The 14,506-nt window shown below is 69.4% G+C and carries 14 protein-coding genes; 10 read left to right on the plus strand and 4 right to left on the minus strand.

What is annotated here, in order from left to right; translation table 11 throughout:
- Window positions 1-196: 196 nt before the first annotated feature.
- From ABH933_RS42700 to argH, 3 genes are all read left to right on the plus strand, one after another.
- The gene (locus ABH933_RS42700) at window positions 197-1,396 is read left to right on the plus strand and encodes an argininosuccinate synthase (RefSeq protein WP_215923014.1); all 1,200 of its coding nucleotides are present in this window, start codon (window positions 197-199) and stop codon (window positions 1,394-1,396) included.
- Window positions 1,397-1,615: 219 nt separating this feature from the next.
- Window positions 1,616-2,506, plus strand: coding sequence for an SAM-dependent methyltransferase (locus ABH933_RS42705; RefSeq protein ID WP_429428723.1), 891 nt, complete (start codon window positions 1,616-1,618; stop codon window positions 2,504-2,506).
- 80 nt (window positions 2,507-2,586) lie between these two features.
- Window positions 2,587-4,008 (plus strand): argininosuccinate lyase, encoded by a 1,422-nt coding sequence (gene argH / locus ABH933_RS42710; protein ID WP_215923015.1) that lies wholly within the window; start codon window positions 2,587-2,589, stop codon window positions 4,006-4,008.
- A gap of 128 nt (window positions 4,009-4,136) precedes the next feature.
- Here argH and ABH933_RS42715 read toward each other — a convergent pair whose 3' ends face one another.
- Window positions 4,137-4,664 (minus strand): TetR/AcrR family transcriptional regulator, encoded by a 528-nt coding sequence (locus tag ABH933_RS42715; protein WP_429428725.1) that lies wholly within the window; start codon window positions 4,662-4,664, stop codon window positions 4,137-4,139.
- Window positions 4,665-4,748: 84 nt separating this feature from the next.
- Between ABH933_RS42715 and ABH933_RS42720 the strand changes: the two genes are divergently transcribed.
- A complete protein-coding gene (locus ABH933_RS42720; protein WP_429428727.1) occupies window positions 4,749-5,603 on the plus strand; it encodes a TIGR03564 family F420-dependent LLM class oxidoreductase in 855 nt (284 codons plus the stop codon).
- A gap of 51 nt (window positions 5,604-5,654) precedes the next feature.
- Here the strand turns inward: ABH933_RS42720 and ABH933_RS42725 are convergent, their stop codons facing one another.
- On the minus strand, window positions 5,655-6,608 hold the full coding sequence (locus ABH933_RS42725) for a GlxA family transcriptional regulator (RefSeq protein ID WP_429428728.1): 954 nt from the start codon (window positions 6,606-6,608) through the stop codon (window positions 5,655-5,657).
- Window positions 6,609-6,702: 94 nt separating this feature from the next.
- On the opposite strand from ABH933_RS42725, the gene ABH933_RS42730 reads away from it, so the two are divergent.
- The gene (locus tag ABH933_RS42730) at window positions 6,703-7,182 is read left to right on the plus strand and encodes a nuclear transport factor 2 family protein (protein WP_429428730.1); all 480 of its coding nucleotides are present in this window, start codon (window positions 6,703-6,705) and stop codon (window positions 7,180-7,182) included.
- Between the two features lie 251 nt (window positions 7,183-7,433).
- Here the strand turns inward: ABH933_RS42730 and ABH933_RS42735 are convergent, their stop codons facing one another.
- Window positions 7,434-9,005 carry an MFS transporter gene (locus ABH933_RS42735; RefSeq protein ID WP_429428732.1) on the minus strand — a complete coding sequence of 524 codons (1,572 nt, stop codon included), beginning with the start codon at window positions 9,003-9,005 and terminating at the stop codon, window positions 7,434-7,436.
- Here ABH933_RS42735 and ABH933_RS42740 point away from each other — a divergent pair.
- The 5 genes from ABH933_RS42740 to ABH933_RS42760 all read left to right on the plus strand — a co-directional run bounded on the left by ABH933_RS42740 (window position 8,959) and on the right by ABH933_RS42760 (window position 12,972).
- Window positions 8,959-9,351, plus strand: a complete 393-nt coding sequence (locus ABH933_RS42740) for a TetR family transcriptional regulator C-terminal domain-containing protein (RefSeq protein ID WP_429428734.1) — start codon at window positions 8,959-8,961, stop codon at window positions 9,349-9,351. The genes ABH933_RS42735 and ABH933_RS42740 overlap by 47 nt on opposite strands.
- Window positions 9,348-9,950 (plus strand): NUDIX hydrolase, encoded by a 603-nt coding sequence (locus ABH933_RS42745; RefSeq protein ID WP_215923026.1) that lies wholly within the window; start codon window positions 9,348-9,350, stop codon window positions 9,948-9,950. Before ABH933_RS42740 ends, ABH933_RS42745 begins: the two co-directional genes overlap by 4 nt.
- 129 nt (window positions 9,951-10,079) lie before the next feature.
- The gene (locus ABH933_RS42750) at window positions 10,080-10,841 is read left to right on the plus strand and encodes an ATP-binding cassette domain-containing protein (RefSeq protein ID WP_429428736.1); all 762 of its coding nucleotides are present in this window, start codon (window positions 10,080-10,082) and stop codon (window positions 10,839-10,841) included.
- A 66-nt stretch (window positions 10,842-10,907) separates the two neighbouring features.
- Window positions 10,908-11,969 carry an ABC transporter permease gene (locus tag ABH933_RS42755; protein WP_429428738.1) on the plus strand — a complete coding sequence of 354 codons (1,062 nt, stop codon included), beginning with the start codon at window positions 10,908-10,910 and terminating at the stop codon, window positions 11,967-11,969.
- Window positions 11,970-11,997: 28 nt separating this feature from the next.
- Complete coding sequence (locus ABH933_RS42760) at window positions 11,998-12,972, plus strand: ABC transporter substrate-binding protein (RefSeq protein ID WP_429428740.1); 975 nt, start codon at window positions 11,998-12,000, stop codon at window positions 12,970-12,972.
- 149 nt (window positions 12,973-13,121) lie between these two features.
- Here ABH933_RS42760 and ilvA read toward each other — a convergent pair whose 3' ends face one another.
- A complete protein-coding gene (gene ilvA, locus ABH933_RS42765) occupies window positions 13,122-14,351 on the minus strand; it encodes a threonine ammonia-lyase (RefSeq protein ID WP_429428747.1) in 1,230 nt (409 codons plus the stop codon).
- Between the last annotated feature and the right edge of the window lie 155 nt (window positions 14,352-14,506).

A 14,506-nucleotide genomic window follows, 5' to 3' on the forward strand; every position in this document is an offset into this window, starting at 1 on the left:
GGGGCGGCGCAATCGTGCGACGCGGCCGATTGTGGTGTTCGATGCGCTTCGGGACCCCAGTTATGAATGGGCTTGCATCGTCATGCATAATCATTTGTACGTGGTGCGGGCCGCCGTGGAGCGGGGCGCCGGCCGCACGCCCGGCGCTGGCGGGCACCCAGACTTGGATACGCACGAAGACTCAAGGAGCTTTGACATGGCCGATCGCGTCGTACTCGCCTACTCCGGCGGGCTGGACACCTCCGTCGCCATCAGCTGGATCGGCAAGGAGACCGGGGCCGAGGTCGTCGCGGTCGCGATCGATCTGGGCCAGGGCGGCGAGGACATGAACGTCGTGCGCCAGCGCGCACTGGATTGCGGCGCCGTCGAGGCGGTCGTGGTCGACGCGCGCGACGAGTTCGCCGACGAGTACTGCCTGCCCACCATCCAGGCCAACGCCCTCTACCAGGGCGAATACCCGCTGGTCTCGGCGATCAGCCGCCCGCTGATCGTCAAGCACCTCGTCGAGGCCGCCAAGTTCCACGGCGCCGGCACCGTCGCGCACGGCTGCACCGGCAAGGGTAACGACCAGGTCCGCTTCGAGGTCGGCATCGGTGCCCTGGCACCCGATCTGAACGTGATCGCCCCGGTCCGCGACTACGCCTGGACCCGGGAGAAGGCCATCGCCTTCGCCGAGGAGAACAGCCTCCCGATCAACGTCACCAAGAAGTCCCCCTTCTCCATCGACCAGAACGTGTGGGGCCGCGCGGTCGAGACCGGCTTCCTCGAGGACCTGTGGAACGCCCCCACCAAGGACGTCTACGACTACACCACCGACCCGACGGTCAACTTCGAGGCGCCCGACGAGCTGATCATCAGCTTCCAGCAGGGCGTTCCGGTGGCCATCGACGGCCGCCCGGTCAGCGTGCTCGAGGCCATCACCGAGCTCAACCGCCGCGCCGGCCGCCAGGGCGTGGGCCGCCTCGACATGGTCGAGGACCGGCTCGTGGGCATCAAGAGCCGCGAGATCTACGAGGCGCCCGGCGCCATCACCCTGATCACCGCGCATCAGGCCCTCGAGAACGTCACCCTCGAGCGCGAGCTGGGCCGCTACAAGCGCCAGGTCGAGCAGCGCTGGGGCGAGCTGGCCTACGACGGCCTGTGGTACTCCCCGCTCAAGCGGGCGCTGGACGCGTTCATCGGCGACACCCAGGAGCATGTCACCGGCGACATCCGGCTGGTGCTGCATGGCGGCAACGTCGTGGTCAACGGCCGCCGCAGCGAGGAGTCGCTGTACGACTTCAACCTGGCCACCTACGACGAGGGCGACTCGTTCGACCAGTCGCTGGCCAAGGGTTTCGTGCAGATCCACGGCCTGTCGTCGAAGGTTGCCGCGCGGCGCGATCTCAGCAAGTAGGGATCGCCGCGGCCGGACGGGAACTGCATCGGGCCGCCTGTCACCTTCGCTCGATACGTTCGCACGAAGGTGACATTCGTGCCGGGCGGCGCATCGGGGTACCGGGCGATCGGGCGTCGGCGAGCGGTCGGGAATCAGGCGTAGCGTCTACCCAAGCCCGTGGTTCGCGCAGGCGGCAGGTCGGCCGCCGCGCTACCGGCAGGACGACAGGAGGGTTCCGTGCGGACCGACAACGACAGCTGGGACATCACCGAGAGCGTCGGCGCGACCGCGATCGGGGTCGCGGTGATGCGGGCGCGGGAAACTCAGCGGCCCGACGCGCTGTTCCGGGATCCCTACGCGGAGAAACTGGTCGATGCGGCCGGATCCGGGTGGAGTCGCGTCCTGCGCGGCGAGGTCGACGTGAATTCCGTGCGCGCGGGGGCGTACGGCCCGCTGGGCGGGTTCATGACCGCGCGCACGGTGTATTTCGACGAGTACTTCACCGCGGCCGCGCAAGCGGGCATCGGGCAGTTCGCGATCCTGGCCTCCGGGCTCGACGCGCGCGCCTATCGGCTCGAATGGCCCACGGGCGCGGTGGTTTTCGAAGTCGATCAGCCCAAGGTGCTGGAGTTCAAGGATCGAGTGCTCGCCGCGGACACGCCCCGGGCCGACCGCCGAGCGGTCGCGGAGGATCTGCGAAACGACTGGCCGCAGGCGTTGCGGGACAACGGATTCGACCCGACGCGCCCCACCGCCTGGCTGACCGAGGGGCTGCTGCGCTACCTCCCGCCCGAGGCGCAGGACCGGCTGTTCGAGAACATCGCCGAGCTGAGCGCGTCGGGCAGCCGGATCGCGCTGAACATGGGGATGGGCACACGCACCCGCAGCGCCGCGGAACGCGAGATGCGGCAGCGGGTACTGGCCGAGGCCGGAATCACGATGGACATCGACGGCCTGTGGTATCCGTCGGAGGGCCGCACCGACCCCCGCGACTGGTTCACCGACCACGGCTGGACGGTCTCCCAGGCCGACCCGATCGCCCTGCTGACCGACCGCGGCCGCGAGGTGCCCGACTCGGTGCACGAGGACTTGCGCCGCCACATCCTGATGACGGCTGTACGACCCTGACAGCGGCCGGCCCGCGCGGAGTTGCTGGGCCCGAACGCGGTTGACACCGATACGAATACGACCCGAGGAGAAGACATCCGATGAGCGCTGGCGGCGGCACCAACGAGGGCGCGCTGTGGGGCGGGCGGTTCGCCGACGGCCCGGCCGCGGCGATGGCCGCGCTGAGCAAGTCGACGCACTTCGACTGGGCGCTGGCGCCCTACGACATTCGTGCCTCCAAGGCGCACGCGCGGGTGCTCAACAAGGCCGGGCTGCTGTCGGAGGGCGACCTCGAGGCCATGCTGGCCGGGCTGGATCGCCTTGCCGCGGACGTTAATTCGGGCGCGTTCGGGCCCGCGGAATCCGACGAGGATGTGCACGGCGCGCTCGAGCGCGGGCTGATCGAGCGCGTCGGCGCCGAACTCGGCGGTCGGCTGCGCGCCGGGCGTTCCCGCAACGATCAGGTGGCCACGCTGTTCCGGATGTGGCTGCGCGATGCCGTGCGCCGGGTCGCGGCGGGCGCGCTGGACGTCGTGGACGCGTTGACCGCGCAGGCCGCGGCGCATCCGGACGCGGTGATGCCGGGCAAGACCCACCTGCAGGCCGCGCAGCCGGTGCTGCTGGCCCACCACCTGCTCGCCCACGCCCATCCGCTGCTGCGCGATGTGGATCGGCTGCGCGACTTCGACAAGCGCGCGGCGGTCTCACCGTACGGATCGGGCGCGCTGGCGGGCTCGTCGCTGGGCCTGGATCCCGAGGCGATCGCCGCGGACCTGGATTTCGATGCGGCCGCGGCCAATTCGATCGATGCCACCTCCTCTCGCGATTTCGCCGCCGAGGCCGCCTTCGTGCTGGCCATGACCGCGGTGGACCTGTCTCGCATGGCCGAGGAGGTGATCCTGTGGAGCACACCGGAGTTCGGCTACATCACCCTTGCCGACGCCTGGTCCACCGGCTCCTCGATCATGCCGCAGAAGAAGAATCCGGACGTCTCGGAGCTCACCCGAGGCAAGGCCGGCCGCCTGATCGGCAACCTCACCGGACTGCTCGCGACCTTGAAGGCCCAGCCCCTGGCCTACAACCGCGACCTGCAGGAGGACAAGGAACCCCTGTTCGACTCGGTCGCCCAGCTCGAACTCCTGCTGCCGGCCATCGCCGGGCTGGTCTCGACGCTGACCTTCCACACCGACCGGATGGCCGAACTGGCCCCCGCCGGTTTCACTCTGGCCACCGATATCGCCGAATGGCTTGTCCGCCAGGGTGTCCCGTTCCGTGTCGCGCACGAGGCGGCGGGCGGCTGCGTCCGTGCGGCAGAGGCCCGGGGTGTCGGCCTGGACGAGCTCACCGATGCCGAATTCGCCGCGGTGGACCCGGCTTTGACCCCGAAGGTGCGCGAGGTGCTAACCGTCGAGGGTTCCATCGCCTCCCGCAACGCGCGCGGCGGCACAGCCGGGGTGCAGGTTGCCAAGCAGCTCGAGGAGGTCCGGCAGTCTGCCGCCGAGGCCCGCGCCTGGATGAGCTGAGCGGTCTCGGCTCTTCCGGGGTCGTTTCGCTGACGTGCCCCTTGTCGGCCGCTCGGCGAGTATTTGGCCGCACAGTCCTCGGAATGACGGCCGCTGTCGCCGCGGTTCGGAGTACACCAGGTCGTCGGCTAGCTCCTGCGCGCGCGTAGGCCGTCGAGTATCACGCGGGTCAGGTGGTCGTCGGAGCGGGCGCCGCAGCGGCAGACCGCTGCGTTGAGCACCCGCACCACCTCCGTCGGCGGCACGTCGGCGCGCAGGTCGCCCTGGCGCTGTGCGTCCGCTGCGACCTCGGTGATCAGCGCGGTGACCTCGGCCTCCAACTCGGGTAATTCGGGGCGTTCCGGTTCGTCGGTGAGCAGGGACTTGGTCAGCGACAGCGGCAGGGTTACGCAGTGATCCACGATCCGCAGCAGTGCGTCCCACGCCGGAGTCCGGCCGACCTCCGCGCGCGTGGCCTCCACCAGTTCACGCAGCGAGTCGACCGCGATGTCCTCCAGGAGGGCGCGCCGATCCGGGAAGTGCCGGTACAGCGTGCCGACGCCGACCCCTGCCTCGCGTGCGATCTCCTCCATCGAGACGACCTCGCCCCGCTCACCGGCCAGCCGCAGGGCGGCGCTCGTGATCGCCGAACGATTACGCTGCGCGTCCGCCCGCACCTGCACCTCCCATGAAGCGGAACTTCTAATTCACCTTATGCTACCTTCGCGGAAGCGGAATATTGAATTCACCTTGGAGGAACAATGCGGATCGGTCTGTACGTCGCGGATCAGAGTGGTGTCCCGGCCCAGCTCGCGCAGGCGCGCGCGGCGGCCGAACACGGTCTGGCCAGCGCGTTCTTCAATCAGGTCCTGGCCTCGGATCCGCTCACCGTCGCGGCGCTCGCGGGGGAGGCGGCGCCGGGGATCGAGCTGGGAACCGCCATCGCGCACACGTATCCGCGTCACCCGATCTCGCTCGCCGGGCAGGCCCTCACGGTCGCGGCGGCCACCGGCAACCGGTTCACCCTCGGCGTCGGGCCGAGCCACAAGCAGTTCATCGAGGGCGTGTACGGCCTGTCCTACGACCGGCCCGCGCACCACACCCGCGAGTACCTGACCACGTTGCGCGCCGAACTCTCGGGCGCCGGCCACGTCCGGGTGCCGGGCGCGCAGCCGCCGCCGGTGCTGCTGTCCGCGCTCGGCCCGGTGATGCTCCGTATCGCGGGCGAACTGGCCGACGGCACGGTCACGGTGTGGGCAACCCCGGCGACAATCGCCGGCCACATCCGGCCGCATATCGATGCCGTGGCGAAGGATCCGCGCGTCGTGGCGTCGGTGATGCTGAGCGTGACCGTCAGGCCGGACGCCGTGCGCGACGAGGTCGCCGGCGTGCTCGGCTTCGCGTCGGACCTCGCCAGCTATCGGACGCTTCTGGACCGTCAGGGGCAGAGCAATGTCGTGGAGACCGTGGTCGCCGGGGACGAGGACACCGTCGCCGCCGCGATCCGTGCCTACGCGGACGCGGGCGCGACCGACGTGCTGGTCAGCCCCGTCGGCGACGATGACGAGAAGGCCAGGACACTGAAACTGGCCGGGGAACTGGCCCGCTCCCTATAGGGTCTGCTTGCACGGCCCTGCTACGTTCGGCGGTGCCGCCGAACACACGCCTCAGCGCGTAGCGGTCCGGAAACGGGCGCGGTAGGCGGACGGGGTGACGCCGAGGTGGCGTAGGAACGCGCGGCGCAGGGATTCGTCGCTGCCCAGGCCCGAACGCTGGGCGGCCGCGCTCACCGATGCGCCGGATTCGAGCATCGCCTGGGCCGCCTCCACCCGTGCGGATTCCACGAATGTTGCCGGGGTGGTGCCGAATTCGTCGCGGAACAGTCGGGTCAGGTGGCGCACGCTCAGGTGGGCGCGGTCGGCCAGCAGCGGGAGCGAGTGGTCGGCGGCCGGGTCCGCCAGGATCGAATCGAGCACCGCGCGCAGGTCGTCGCGGCGCGGGCGCCGGGTGCGGGTAGCAACGGAGAACTGGGACTGGCCGCCGGGACGCTGCAGGAACACCACCAGGTCGCGGGCCACCTCCCGGGCCAGTTCGGGGCCCTCGTCCTCCTCGACCAGGGCCAGCGCCAGGTCCAGGCCCGCGCTCACACCCGCCGAGGTGACGATGTGGCCGTCGCGAACGTAGATCGCATCCGGTTCCACGGTGGCCGAGGGGTAGGCCCGTGCCAGCCGCGCGGTGTGCCGCCAGTGCGTGGTGACCCGGCGGCCGTCCAGCAGCCCGGTCTGGGCGAGTGCGAAGGCGCCCGTACAGACCGAGGCCATCCGCCGCGCCGAGCTGCCCGCGGTGATGGCCGTCAAGAGTTCCGGTGCGGCGGGTGTAAACGGGAGGTGCGGCGCGCCGGGCACGATCACCGTGTGTGGCTGCGCCAGCTCCCTGTATGACGCCTCGGCCAGGAGTCGTGTGCCCGACGCCGTGGTCACCGGGCTACCGTCCGGCGAGAACAGGACCGGCTCGTACCGCCCGCCGAGCGTGTTCGCGGTGGCGAACACCTCCAGCACCGCCGTCGTATCCAGGAGCCGCACCCCGTCGAACGCCAGCACCGCGACCCTTCTGCCACCCATCCCGCCAGGCTAACAGCCCAGCATGGCCAGATCTGTGGCATTCCTGTCCGAATGGCCATGGCGTCGAGCCGCCGGTCGCGACAATGCTCGAGGCATGACTCAACTCGACGCACCAACCCTCCGCCCACCCCTGCCGCCCTTCATCGACGAGGCCGCCGCACGCGCCAAGGTGCAGGCGGCCGAGGACGCCTGGAACACCCGCGACCCGCAGCGGGTGGCGCTGGCCTACACCCCGGATTCGGTGTGGCGCAACCGCGACGAGTTCGTCACCGGCCGCGAGGAAATCGTCGCCTTCCTCACCCGCAAGTGGGACCGGGAACTCGATTACGCCCTGCGCAAGGAACTCTGGGGCTTCCGCGGCCACCGCATGGCCGTCCGCTTCCAGTACGAATGGCACGACGCCACCGGCCAGCACTGGCGCAGCTACGGCAACGAACTCTGGGAATTCGACGACACCGGCCTGATGCGCCGCCGCGAGGCGAGCATCAACGACCTGCGCATCGATGCGTCCGACCGCCGCATCCACGGACCGCGCTCCGAGGCGGATCGCGATGCGCCCCTGCCGATTCGGTAGGTCAGCCACTAAATCCGGCCGGGCCGCCGCCCGCGCTCGCCGAGATCAGAGCAGTAGCGCGATGAGGCCCAACAGCGCACACACATGAGGCAGCAGAATGTCCAGAACCGCCAGTGCCAGGAGAACGTTCGTCATTCCGCCCCACCCTCTCGGCTCGGCAATGAATTGCCGTGTCACTCATATGGATCGGAAGCGATGTTACCGGCTCGGAGGCGGGACGGCTGGTCTGGGATGTTCGGATGAATTGCGCGTCAGGCGTTTCGGGCCGGCTCGGCCCGGTCGGTGCGATGCAGGACCGCGTCGACGGCCGTGAATGCCGCCGCCACCAGGATGAGGATGGCCGAGACCAGTAGCGCCACATCGAGTCCGTGGTGGAAGGCGGTCTTTCCGGTGTTGAGGACGTCGGAGACCTTCGACAGGTATTTGAGGTAGGGGGTGAGGTCGACGCCCTGGGGGATGCGGCCGCGTTCGACGGCGTCGATGGCGTTGGGCTGCAGGGGAGATGGGAGGCCGAGCTGGTTCATGCGGGTGGTGAGGTCGGCGGTGAGGACCGAATTCACCAGGGCGCCCAGGACCGCCACGCCGACGGCCGAGCCGACCTGGCGCATCGTGTTGGTGACGGCGGCGGCCATGCCCGAGTGCTCGGCGGGGACGCCGGACATCACGGCGGAGGTCAGCGGTACCACCGCGATGCCGAATCCGAAGCCCGCCACCGCCATTGCGGCCGACAGCGTGCCGTCGTGCAGGGTTCCGGCAAGTTCGTAGCGGGTCAGCAGGATGCCGGCGGCGCCGACCACACAGCCGGCGATCATGAGCATGCGCGCGCCGTAGCGGGCCACCCACAGTCCCGCGATCAGCGAGCCGATGATGATGGCCGCGGCCATGGGGGCGAAGACCCCGGCCGTGTGCGCGGCCGTGTACGACCGCATCACCTGCAGATACAGCGCGGTGAAGAAGAAGATCGAGAAGACACCGAAGTAGACGGCGAACGCGACCACCAGCGCTCCTCGCACGGCCGGCGGGCGCAGATAGCGGAAGTCGAGCAGCGGTGCGGCCGAACGGGTTTCGACCACGAAGAACGCGATGAAGGCCAGGCCGCCGAGCACGAACAGCCCGATCACCGACGGTGCGCCGTACCCCCGATCCTCGCCGGAGGTGGCCGCGTAGATCACCGCCCCGAGCGCGAGCGCCCCGAGCACGATTCCGGCCCAGTCGATCGGCCCCGGCCGCGGATCCGAGCTCTCCGGAACGGACCACAGCGCGGCGACCAGCGCCACGGCCCCGATGATCAGGTTGAACCAGAAGATCGAACGCCACCCGTAGACGTGGACCAGTTCGCCGCCCAGCACCGGCCCGGCCGCCAGCGCCAGCCCGGACACCGCCGCCCAGACGCCCAGCGCCCGGGCCCGCGCCCGCTCATCGGGGAAGATGTGCCGCAGCACGGACAGCGTGCCCGGCTCCGAGGCCGCCGCGCCCAGGCCCATGATCGCGCGCCCCGCGATGAGGACCGGCACGCTGTCGGCCAGCGCCGCGACGACCGAGCCGGCGCAGAAGACCACCAGCCCGCCGATCATGACCTTCTTGCGACCCCACCGGTCGCCGAGCGAGCCGCCCGCCAGCATGAGCCCGGCGAAGACCAGCGTGTAGGCGTTCACCACCCACTGCAGCAGCATCACGTCGGTGCTGAGCTCGTGCCGGATATCGCCCAGTGCGACACTGACGACCGTGGTATCGAGGAAGGTTACGAAGAGGACAGCGGTCACCGCCGCCAGTGCGATGCCCGGGCGCTTAGCTGTGCTCGGTGCGGACTCGGTAGACGCCACGCGCACAGGCTACTGGTCCGGGGCGTTGTGCCCAAAGCGAATACCGGTCTTTCGTACGTCCAGTGGGCGAATATCTGGCCACGCCCGGCGGGGCGAAGTTCGGGCCGGATCGTGGACTCGGCCCAGTAGCGAGCGAATCATCGCGCGCGGCCAGCGCCAGGGCGTCTTCCGCGAGGTGGATGCGGAACACATGGCCCTGCGCTTCACGGCAATGACCGACGGTCTGGGCATCCAGGTCCTCACCGGCGTACCCGGCGTCACCACGACGGTCATGCGCGAGGTCCTCATCGGTTTCGTCCGCGATGAGCTCCTGGTGGCACGAGACCGGCGGGACGTGCTGGCATGACGAAATCGACTGTTGCCGAGAGCATCCGGCGCAACATCGCCGATTTCTCCCGCGTCGCGGCCGAAGGCGGCCGGGCCGCGGCCGTGGTGATCTGCGTGATCGACGACCCGGCCGAGCCGCATTTGCTGATGATCCGCCGCGCGTTCCGCGGCATGAACGGCGGCCAATGGGCGCTTCCCGGCGGGAAGATCGATCCCGGCGAGACCGCGGAGGCGGCGGGGCGGCGCGAGGTGAGTGAGGAGATCGGCCTGGAGCTCGGAGAGTCCGAAATCGTCGGCGCCCTGGACGATTTCGTCACCGATTCCGGATTCGTCATGACCCCGTTCATCGCCGTGACCCCCGCCCCCGTGCAGCCGCGCCGCAATCCGGCCGAGGTCGACTCGATCCACCGGATCCCGCTGGCCCGCCTGGTCCAGGACGATCTGCCGCGCTGGACGCCGGCCCCCTCGGGCCCACCCCTGCTGCAAATGCCCCTGCGCCGCAACATGATCGTGCATGCCCCCACCGGCGCCATTCTCTACCAATTCCGCGAGGTGGCCCTGCTGGGCCGCGACACCCGCGTGGCCGACCTGCGCCAGCCCGAATTCACCCGCGAATGAGCCTCGGCCGCGCAGGTCTCGGTCACCGTTGATGATCTTCGCGATTCGGACCCGGGCGTGACCGGTGAACGTTAACATCGGGCGGGCGGACCGGACGTCCGCTCAGTCGATGTTGACGGGGTGATCGCCATGCCTGCCGTGGTCCTGGAAGCCGAGGGGCTGGTCAAGCGCTACGGGGGCGTGGAGGCGCTGCGGGGGGCGAACTTTCGGGTGTTCGAGGGTGAGGTCGTCGCGCTCATCGGAGACAACGGCGCCGGTAAATCGACGCTCGTGAAGTGCCTGTCCGGGGCCGAACAACCCGACGGCGGGCGCATTCTGCTCGATGGCGAGCCCGTGCGCCTGACCTCGCCGACCGAGGCGCGCAGGCTCGGGGTCGAGACGGTGTATCAGGATCTGGCCGTCGCCCCCGACCTGGATCCGGCCGCGAATCTCTTCCTGGGCCGGGAACTGTTCCGCCGCGGCATCGCCGGGCGCCTGGGCATGCTCGATCGCAAGTCGATGAAAACGCAGGCGACCGAGCACTTCCAGCGCCTCGGCGTGGTCCTGCCCCGGGCGGACGTGCCGATCGGGGCGCTCTCGGGTGGGCAGCGCCAGACCGTCGCGGTGGCACGGGCGGTGATGTGGGCCAGCAAGGTCGTGTTCATGGACGAGCCGACCGCCGCGCTGGGCGTCGTGCAGCGCGAACGCGTGCTGGAGGTCACCCGCCGGGTGTGCGATCAGGGCATCGCGGTCGTGCTGATCAGTCACAACATGCCCGAGGTGCTGTCGGTGGCCGACCGGATCGAGGTGCTGCGGCTGGGAAGGCGCGTGGCGCGCTTCGAATCCGGCGCCACCCTCGAGCAGTTGGTCGGCGCGATGACCGGAGCCCTGAACACCGAGGATGCGCCATGAGCGGAGCGAATCAACAACACAGCGCGCATCGCGCATGCCGGAGCCGAGCGTCAGCGAGGTGCAGGCATGAGTGAGCCGACCGACGACACCGGGCCGGTGGCAGCCAACGACGCTGAGCGGGTCGATGTTCCCGGAAGCACTCTCTGGCAGCGCATTGCGGGCGCGAGCACGCTGTGGATCGGCATCGTGCTGGTGCTGCTGTACGCCGCCTTCAGCATCGTCAAGCCCGATGCCTTCCCGACCCGGTTCACGCTGCAGACCCTGCTGATCGAGACATCGGTGCTGCTGGTGCTCTCGATCGGCATGACCTTCGTCATCATCACCTCCGGCATCGATCTGTCGGTCGGCATGGTGCTGATCTTCGCCGGGGTGCTCGGCTCCAAGACCATGGAATGGCTCAGCCCGGGCGGTGACGCCGGTCATGCGGGCTGGGGTGTCATCGCGGCCGGGTTCGTGGTTGCCGTTGCCGGGGGCGGACTCTGGGGGCTGATCAACGGAGTCCTGGTGGCCCGGGCCAAGATTCCGCCGCTCATCGTCACCCTCGGCTCCTTCGGCGCGGCGCTGGGAGCCGCGCAGCTCATCACCGGGGGCGTCGACACCCGCACGGTGCCCGAGAAGCTGCGCAACTCGCTGGGTTTCGGCACCCTGCTGGGCGGCATTCCGGATCTGGTGCTCGTCGCGCTGGTGGTCACCCTGTTCGGCGCCTGGCTGCTGCACACCACCCGCTTCGGCCGCTACACCTACGCCATCGGGTCCAACGCCGAGGCCGCCCGGCGTTCCGGCATCGGGGTCACCCGGCATCTGATCCTGGTGTACCTGATGACCGGATTGCTCTCGGGGCTGGCCGGATTCATGAATCTGGCCTACTTCGGCACCACCACCATCGCCGGGCACGGCACCGACAACCTCGACGCCATCGCGGGTGTCGTCATCGGCGGCACCAGCCTGTTCGGCGGCACGGGCACGGTGGTGGGCACCGTGATAGGGGTGTTCATCCCGTCGGTGCTACGCAAGGGATTTGTCATCGCGGGAGTGCCGGTGTTCTGGCAGCCGATCGCGGTGAGCATCGTTCTCGTGGCGGCGGTCTGGTTCGACCAGGCCAGGCGGAAGGCGCGAGACCGGAAATAACACAACAGAACTGAAGGGTAAGGCGGAGATGAGAAGCGTGAAGCGGGCCGCCGCAATATTTGGTGTGGCCGTGACAGCCGCGGCCGTACTCGCGGGATGCGGCGGCTCGGTCGGCAATTCCGGCGGCACCAACGCCAAGAAACTCGTGCTCGTTCCGGGCGTTGCCAACGAGCCGTTCTACATTTCGATGCAGTGCGGCGCACAGGACGAGGCGAAGAAGCTCGGGTACTCGCTGGACACCCAGGCACCCACGCAATTCGACGCCTCGCTGCAGACCCCGATCGTGACCGGCGTGATCGCCACCAAGCCGGGCGCGATCCTGATCGCCCCGACCCACGCCACGGCGATGGCGGCCCCGATCAAACAGGCCAAGGACGCCGGCATCAAGATCATCGAGGTGGACACCGCGCTGGAGGATCAGTCGATCGCGCTGTCCTCGATCTCCTCGGACAACGTCAAGGGCGGCCAGCTGGCCGCGCAGACCCTGGCAAAGCTGGTGGGGGACAAGGGATCCACGCTGGTGATCAACACCAAGGCGGGCACCTCCACCACCGATCAGCGCGCCCAGGGCTTCGCCGACGAGCTGAAGAACCACGCGGGGATGAGCTCACTCGGCGTGCAGTACAACAACAACGACGCCGCGACGGCCGCCTCGATCGTCACCGCGACCCTCGCCGCCCATCCCGATCTGGCCGGCATCTTCGCCACCAATCTCAGCTCGGCCGAGGGCGCGGCGACGGGCCTGCGCAACGCGGGCAAGCTGGGCCAGGTCAAGATCGTGGGCTTCGATGCCAGCCCGCAGCAGGTGCAGGATCTGAAGTCCGGGGTCATCCAGGCGCTGATCGCGCAGGATCCGGCCACCGTCGGTGTGGACGGGGTGGATCAGGCGGCCGCGGCGCTCACGGGTAAGCCGGTGACCCGGCACATCCAGACCGACATGGTCTCGATCACCCAGGCCGACATGGATTCTCAGTCGAAGTACTTCTACCGGAGCAAGTGCTGACGCTTACGACTCCACCTCGCTGGCGCTCGGCTCCGTCGTGCGCGAGGCGCTGCGCTGATGGTTCGCTCCGCTGCGCTCCGCTCACGACTCCACCTCGCTGGCGCTCGGCTCCGTCGTGCGCGAGGCGCTGCGCTGATGGTTCGCTCCGCTCACTCCTGTACGCGCACGGTGTATCCGGCGGTCGCGAGTGCCTCGATCACCTCGTCCCGGTGCGTGGGCCCGCGCGTCTCCAGGGTGAGCGAGACCTCGGCCTCGTCGACCGCCAGCCACGCGCCGGTGCGGGAGTGCGCGATCTCGAATACGCTCGCGCCGGTGCGCCCGATCTCGGCCAGCAGCCGGCCCAGGCTGCCGGGGAGATCCGAAATCGTCACGCGCAGTACGAGATACCGTCCCGCGGCGCCGAGTCCGTGGCCGATGAGCCGGGTCAGCAGCAACGGGTCCACGTTGCCCCCGGACAGGATCGCGCAGACCGGGCCTTCGATGCCGAGTTCGTCGGCGCCGTAGGTCATCAGGGCCGCGACCGCCGCGGCCCCCGCGGGCTCGACGATGAGTTTGGCGCGCTCCATGCACAGCAGCATGGCGCGTGAGAGCGCATCCTCGTCGACGGTGACGATCTTGGACACCCGCCCGGCCACGTGGGCGAACGGCACCTCACCCGGACGACCCACCGCGATGCCGTCGGCCATCGTCGACATGCGTTCCAGCGCAACGGGTTCACCGGCCTCGAGCGAACCGGGCCAGGCGGCGGCCCGGGCGGCCTGCACGCCGACCACCCGCACCTGCGGCGCCAGGTACTCCAGGGCCACCGCCACTCCGGCGAGCAACCCGCCGCCTCCGGTCGGCACGATCACGGTGTCCACCTCGGGCAGCTGCTCGAGCAGTTCCACCCCGACGGTCGCCTGCCCGGCGACGATGTCGGGATGGTCGAAGGGGTGGATCAGTGTCGCCCCAGTCTGCTCGGCGAACTGTATTGCGGCGGTGAGGGATTGATCGATGGTCTCGCCGACCTGATGCACGGTGGCGCCGTAGGCCCGGGTGGCCACGAGCTTGGGCAGTGAGGCCCCGATGGGCATGAACACCGTCGAGGAGATCCCCAGGCTGGCCGCCGCCCAGGCCACCCCCTGCGCGTGATTTCCGGCGCTGGCCGCGACCACTCCGTGCCGCCGCTCGTCCTCGGTCAGATTCGCGATCCGGTTGTAGGCGCCCCGGGGCTTGAACGATCCGGTGCGCTGCAGGTTCTCGCATTTCAGGCGAACCTCGTGCCCGGTGTGCTCCGACAGCACCCGCGCGGCCACCAGTGGCGTCCGGCGCACCGCCGGGCCCACGAGCTTCGCCGCCGCCTCGATCCGATCCAGTCCGATGAGCTCCATGCCGGTCATAGTGCCAGGTGTCTGGTGGAAAAGCATGGCAATCGGTGTAGCAGTTGGGCTGATTGCTGGTATGCGGGGGCGCGCGACGTCTCGCCGGAATGGCGCCGCCGAAATGATATATATATCGTTTGCGCAATGCCGGGGAAATAAATGAGCAATGGTGA

The organism is Nocardia sp. GP40, from assembly GCF_050434125.1.
GTDB lineage: Bacteria > Actinomycetota > Actinomycetes > Mycobacteriales > Mycobacteriaceae > Nocardia > Nocardia albiluteola.

Excerpts from the sequence above, each read along its gene's own strand:
- ABH933_RS42700 (WP_215923014.1), top strand. The coding sequence starts at position 197 with ATGGCCGATCGCGTCGTACTCGCCTACTCCGGCGGGCTGGACACCTCC.
- argH (WP_215923015.1), top strand. The coding sequence starts at position 2,587 with ATGAGCGCTGGCGGCGGCACCAACGAGGGCGCGCTGTGGGGCGGGCGG.
- ABH933_RS42720 (WP_429428727.1), top strand. The coding sequence starts at position 4,749 with ATGCGGATCGGTCTGTACGTCGCGGATCAGAGTGGTGTCCCGGCCCAG.
- ABH933_RS42725 (WP_429428728.1), bottom strand. The coding sequence starts at position 6,608 with ATGGGTGGCAGAAGGGTCGCGGTGCTGGCGTTCGACGGGGTGCGGCTC.
- ABH933_RS42730 (WP_429428730.1), top strand. The coding sequence starts at position 6,703 with ATGACTCAACTCGACGCACCAACCCTCCGCCCACCCCTGCCGCCCTTC.
- ABH933_RS42740 (WP_429428734.1), top strand. The coding sequence starts at position 8,959 with ATGCCCGGGCGCTTAGCTGTGCTCGGTGCGGACTCGGTAGACGCCACG.
- ABH933_RS42745 (WP_215923026.1), top strand. The coding sequence starts at position 9,348 with ATGACGAAATCGACTGTTGCCGAGAGCATCCGGCGCAACATCGCCGAT.
- ABH933_RS42750 (WP_429428736.1), top strand. The coding sequence starts at position 10,080 with ATGCCTGCCGTGGTCCTGGAAGCCGAGGGGCTGGTCAAGCGCTACGGG.
- ABH933_RS42755 (WP_429428738.1), top strand. The coding sequence starts at position 10,908 with ATGAGTGAGCCGACCGACGACACCGGGCCGGTGGCAGCCAACGACGCT.
- ABH933_RS42760 (WP_429428740.1), top strand. The coding sequence starts at position 11,998 with ATGAGAAGCGTGAAGCGGGCCGCCGCAATATTTGGTGTGGCCGTGACA.
- ilvA (WP_429428747.1), bottom strand. The coding sequence starts at position 14,351 with ATGACCGGCATGGAGCTCATCGGACTGGATCGGATCGAGGCGGCGGCG.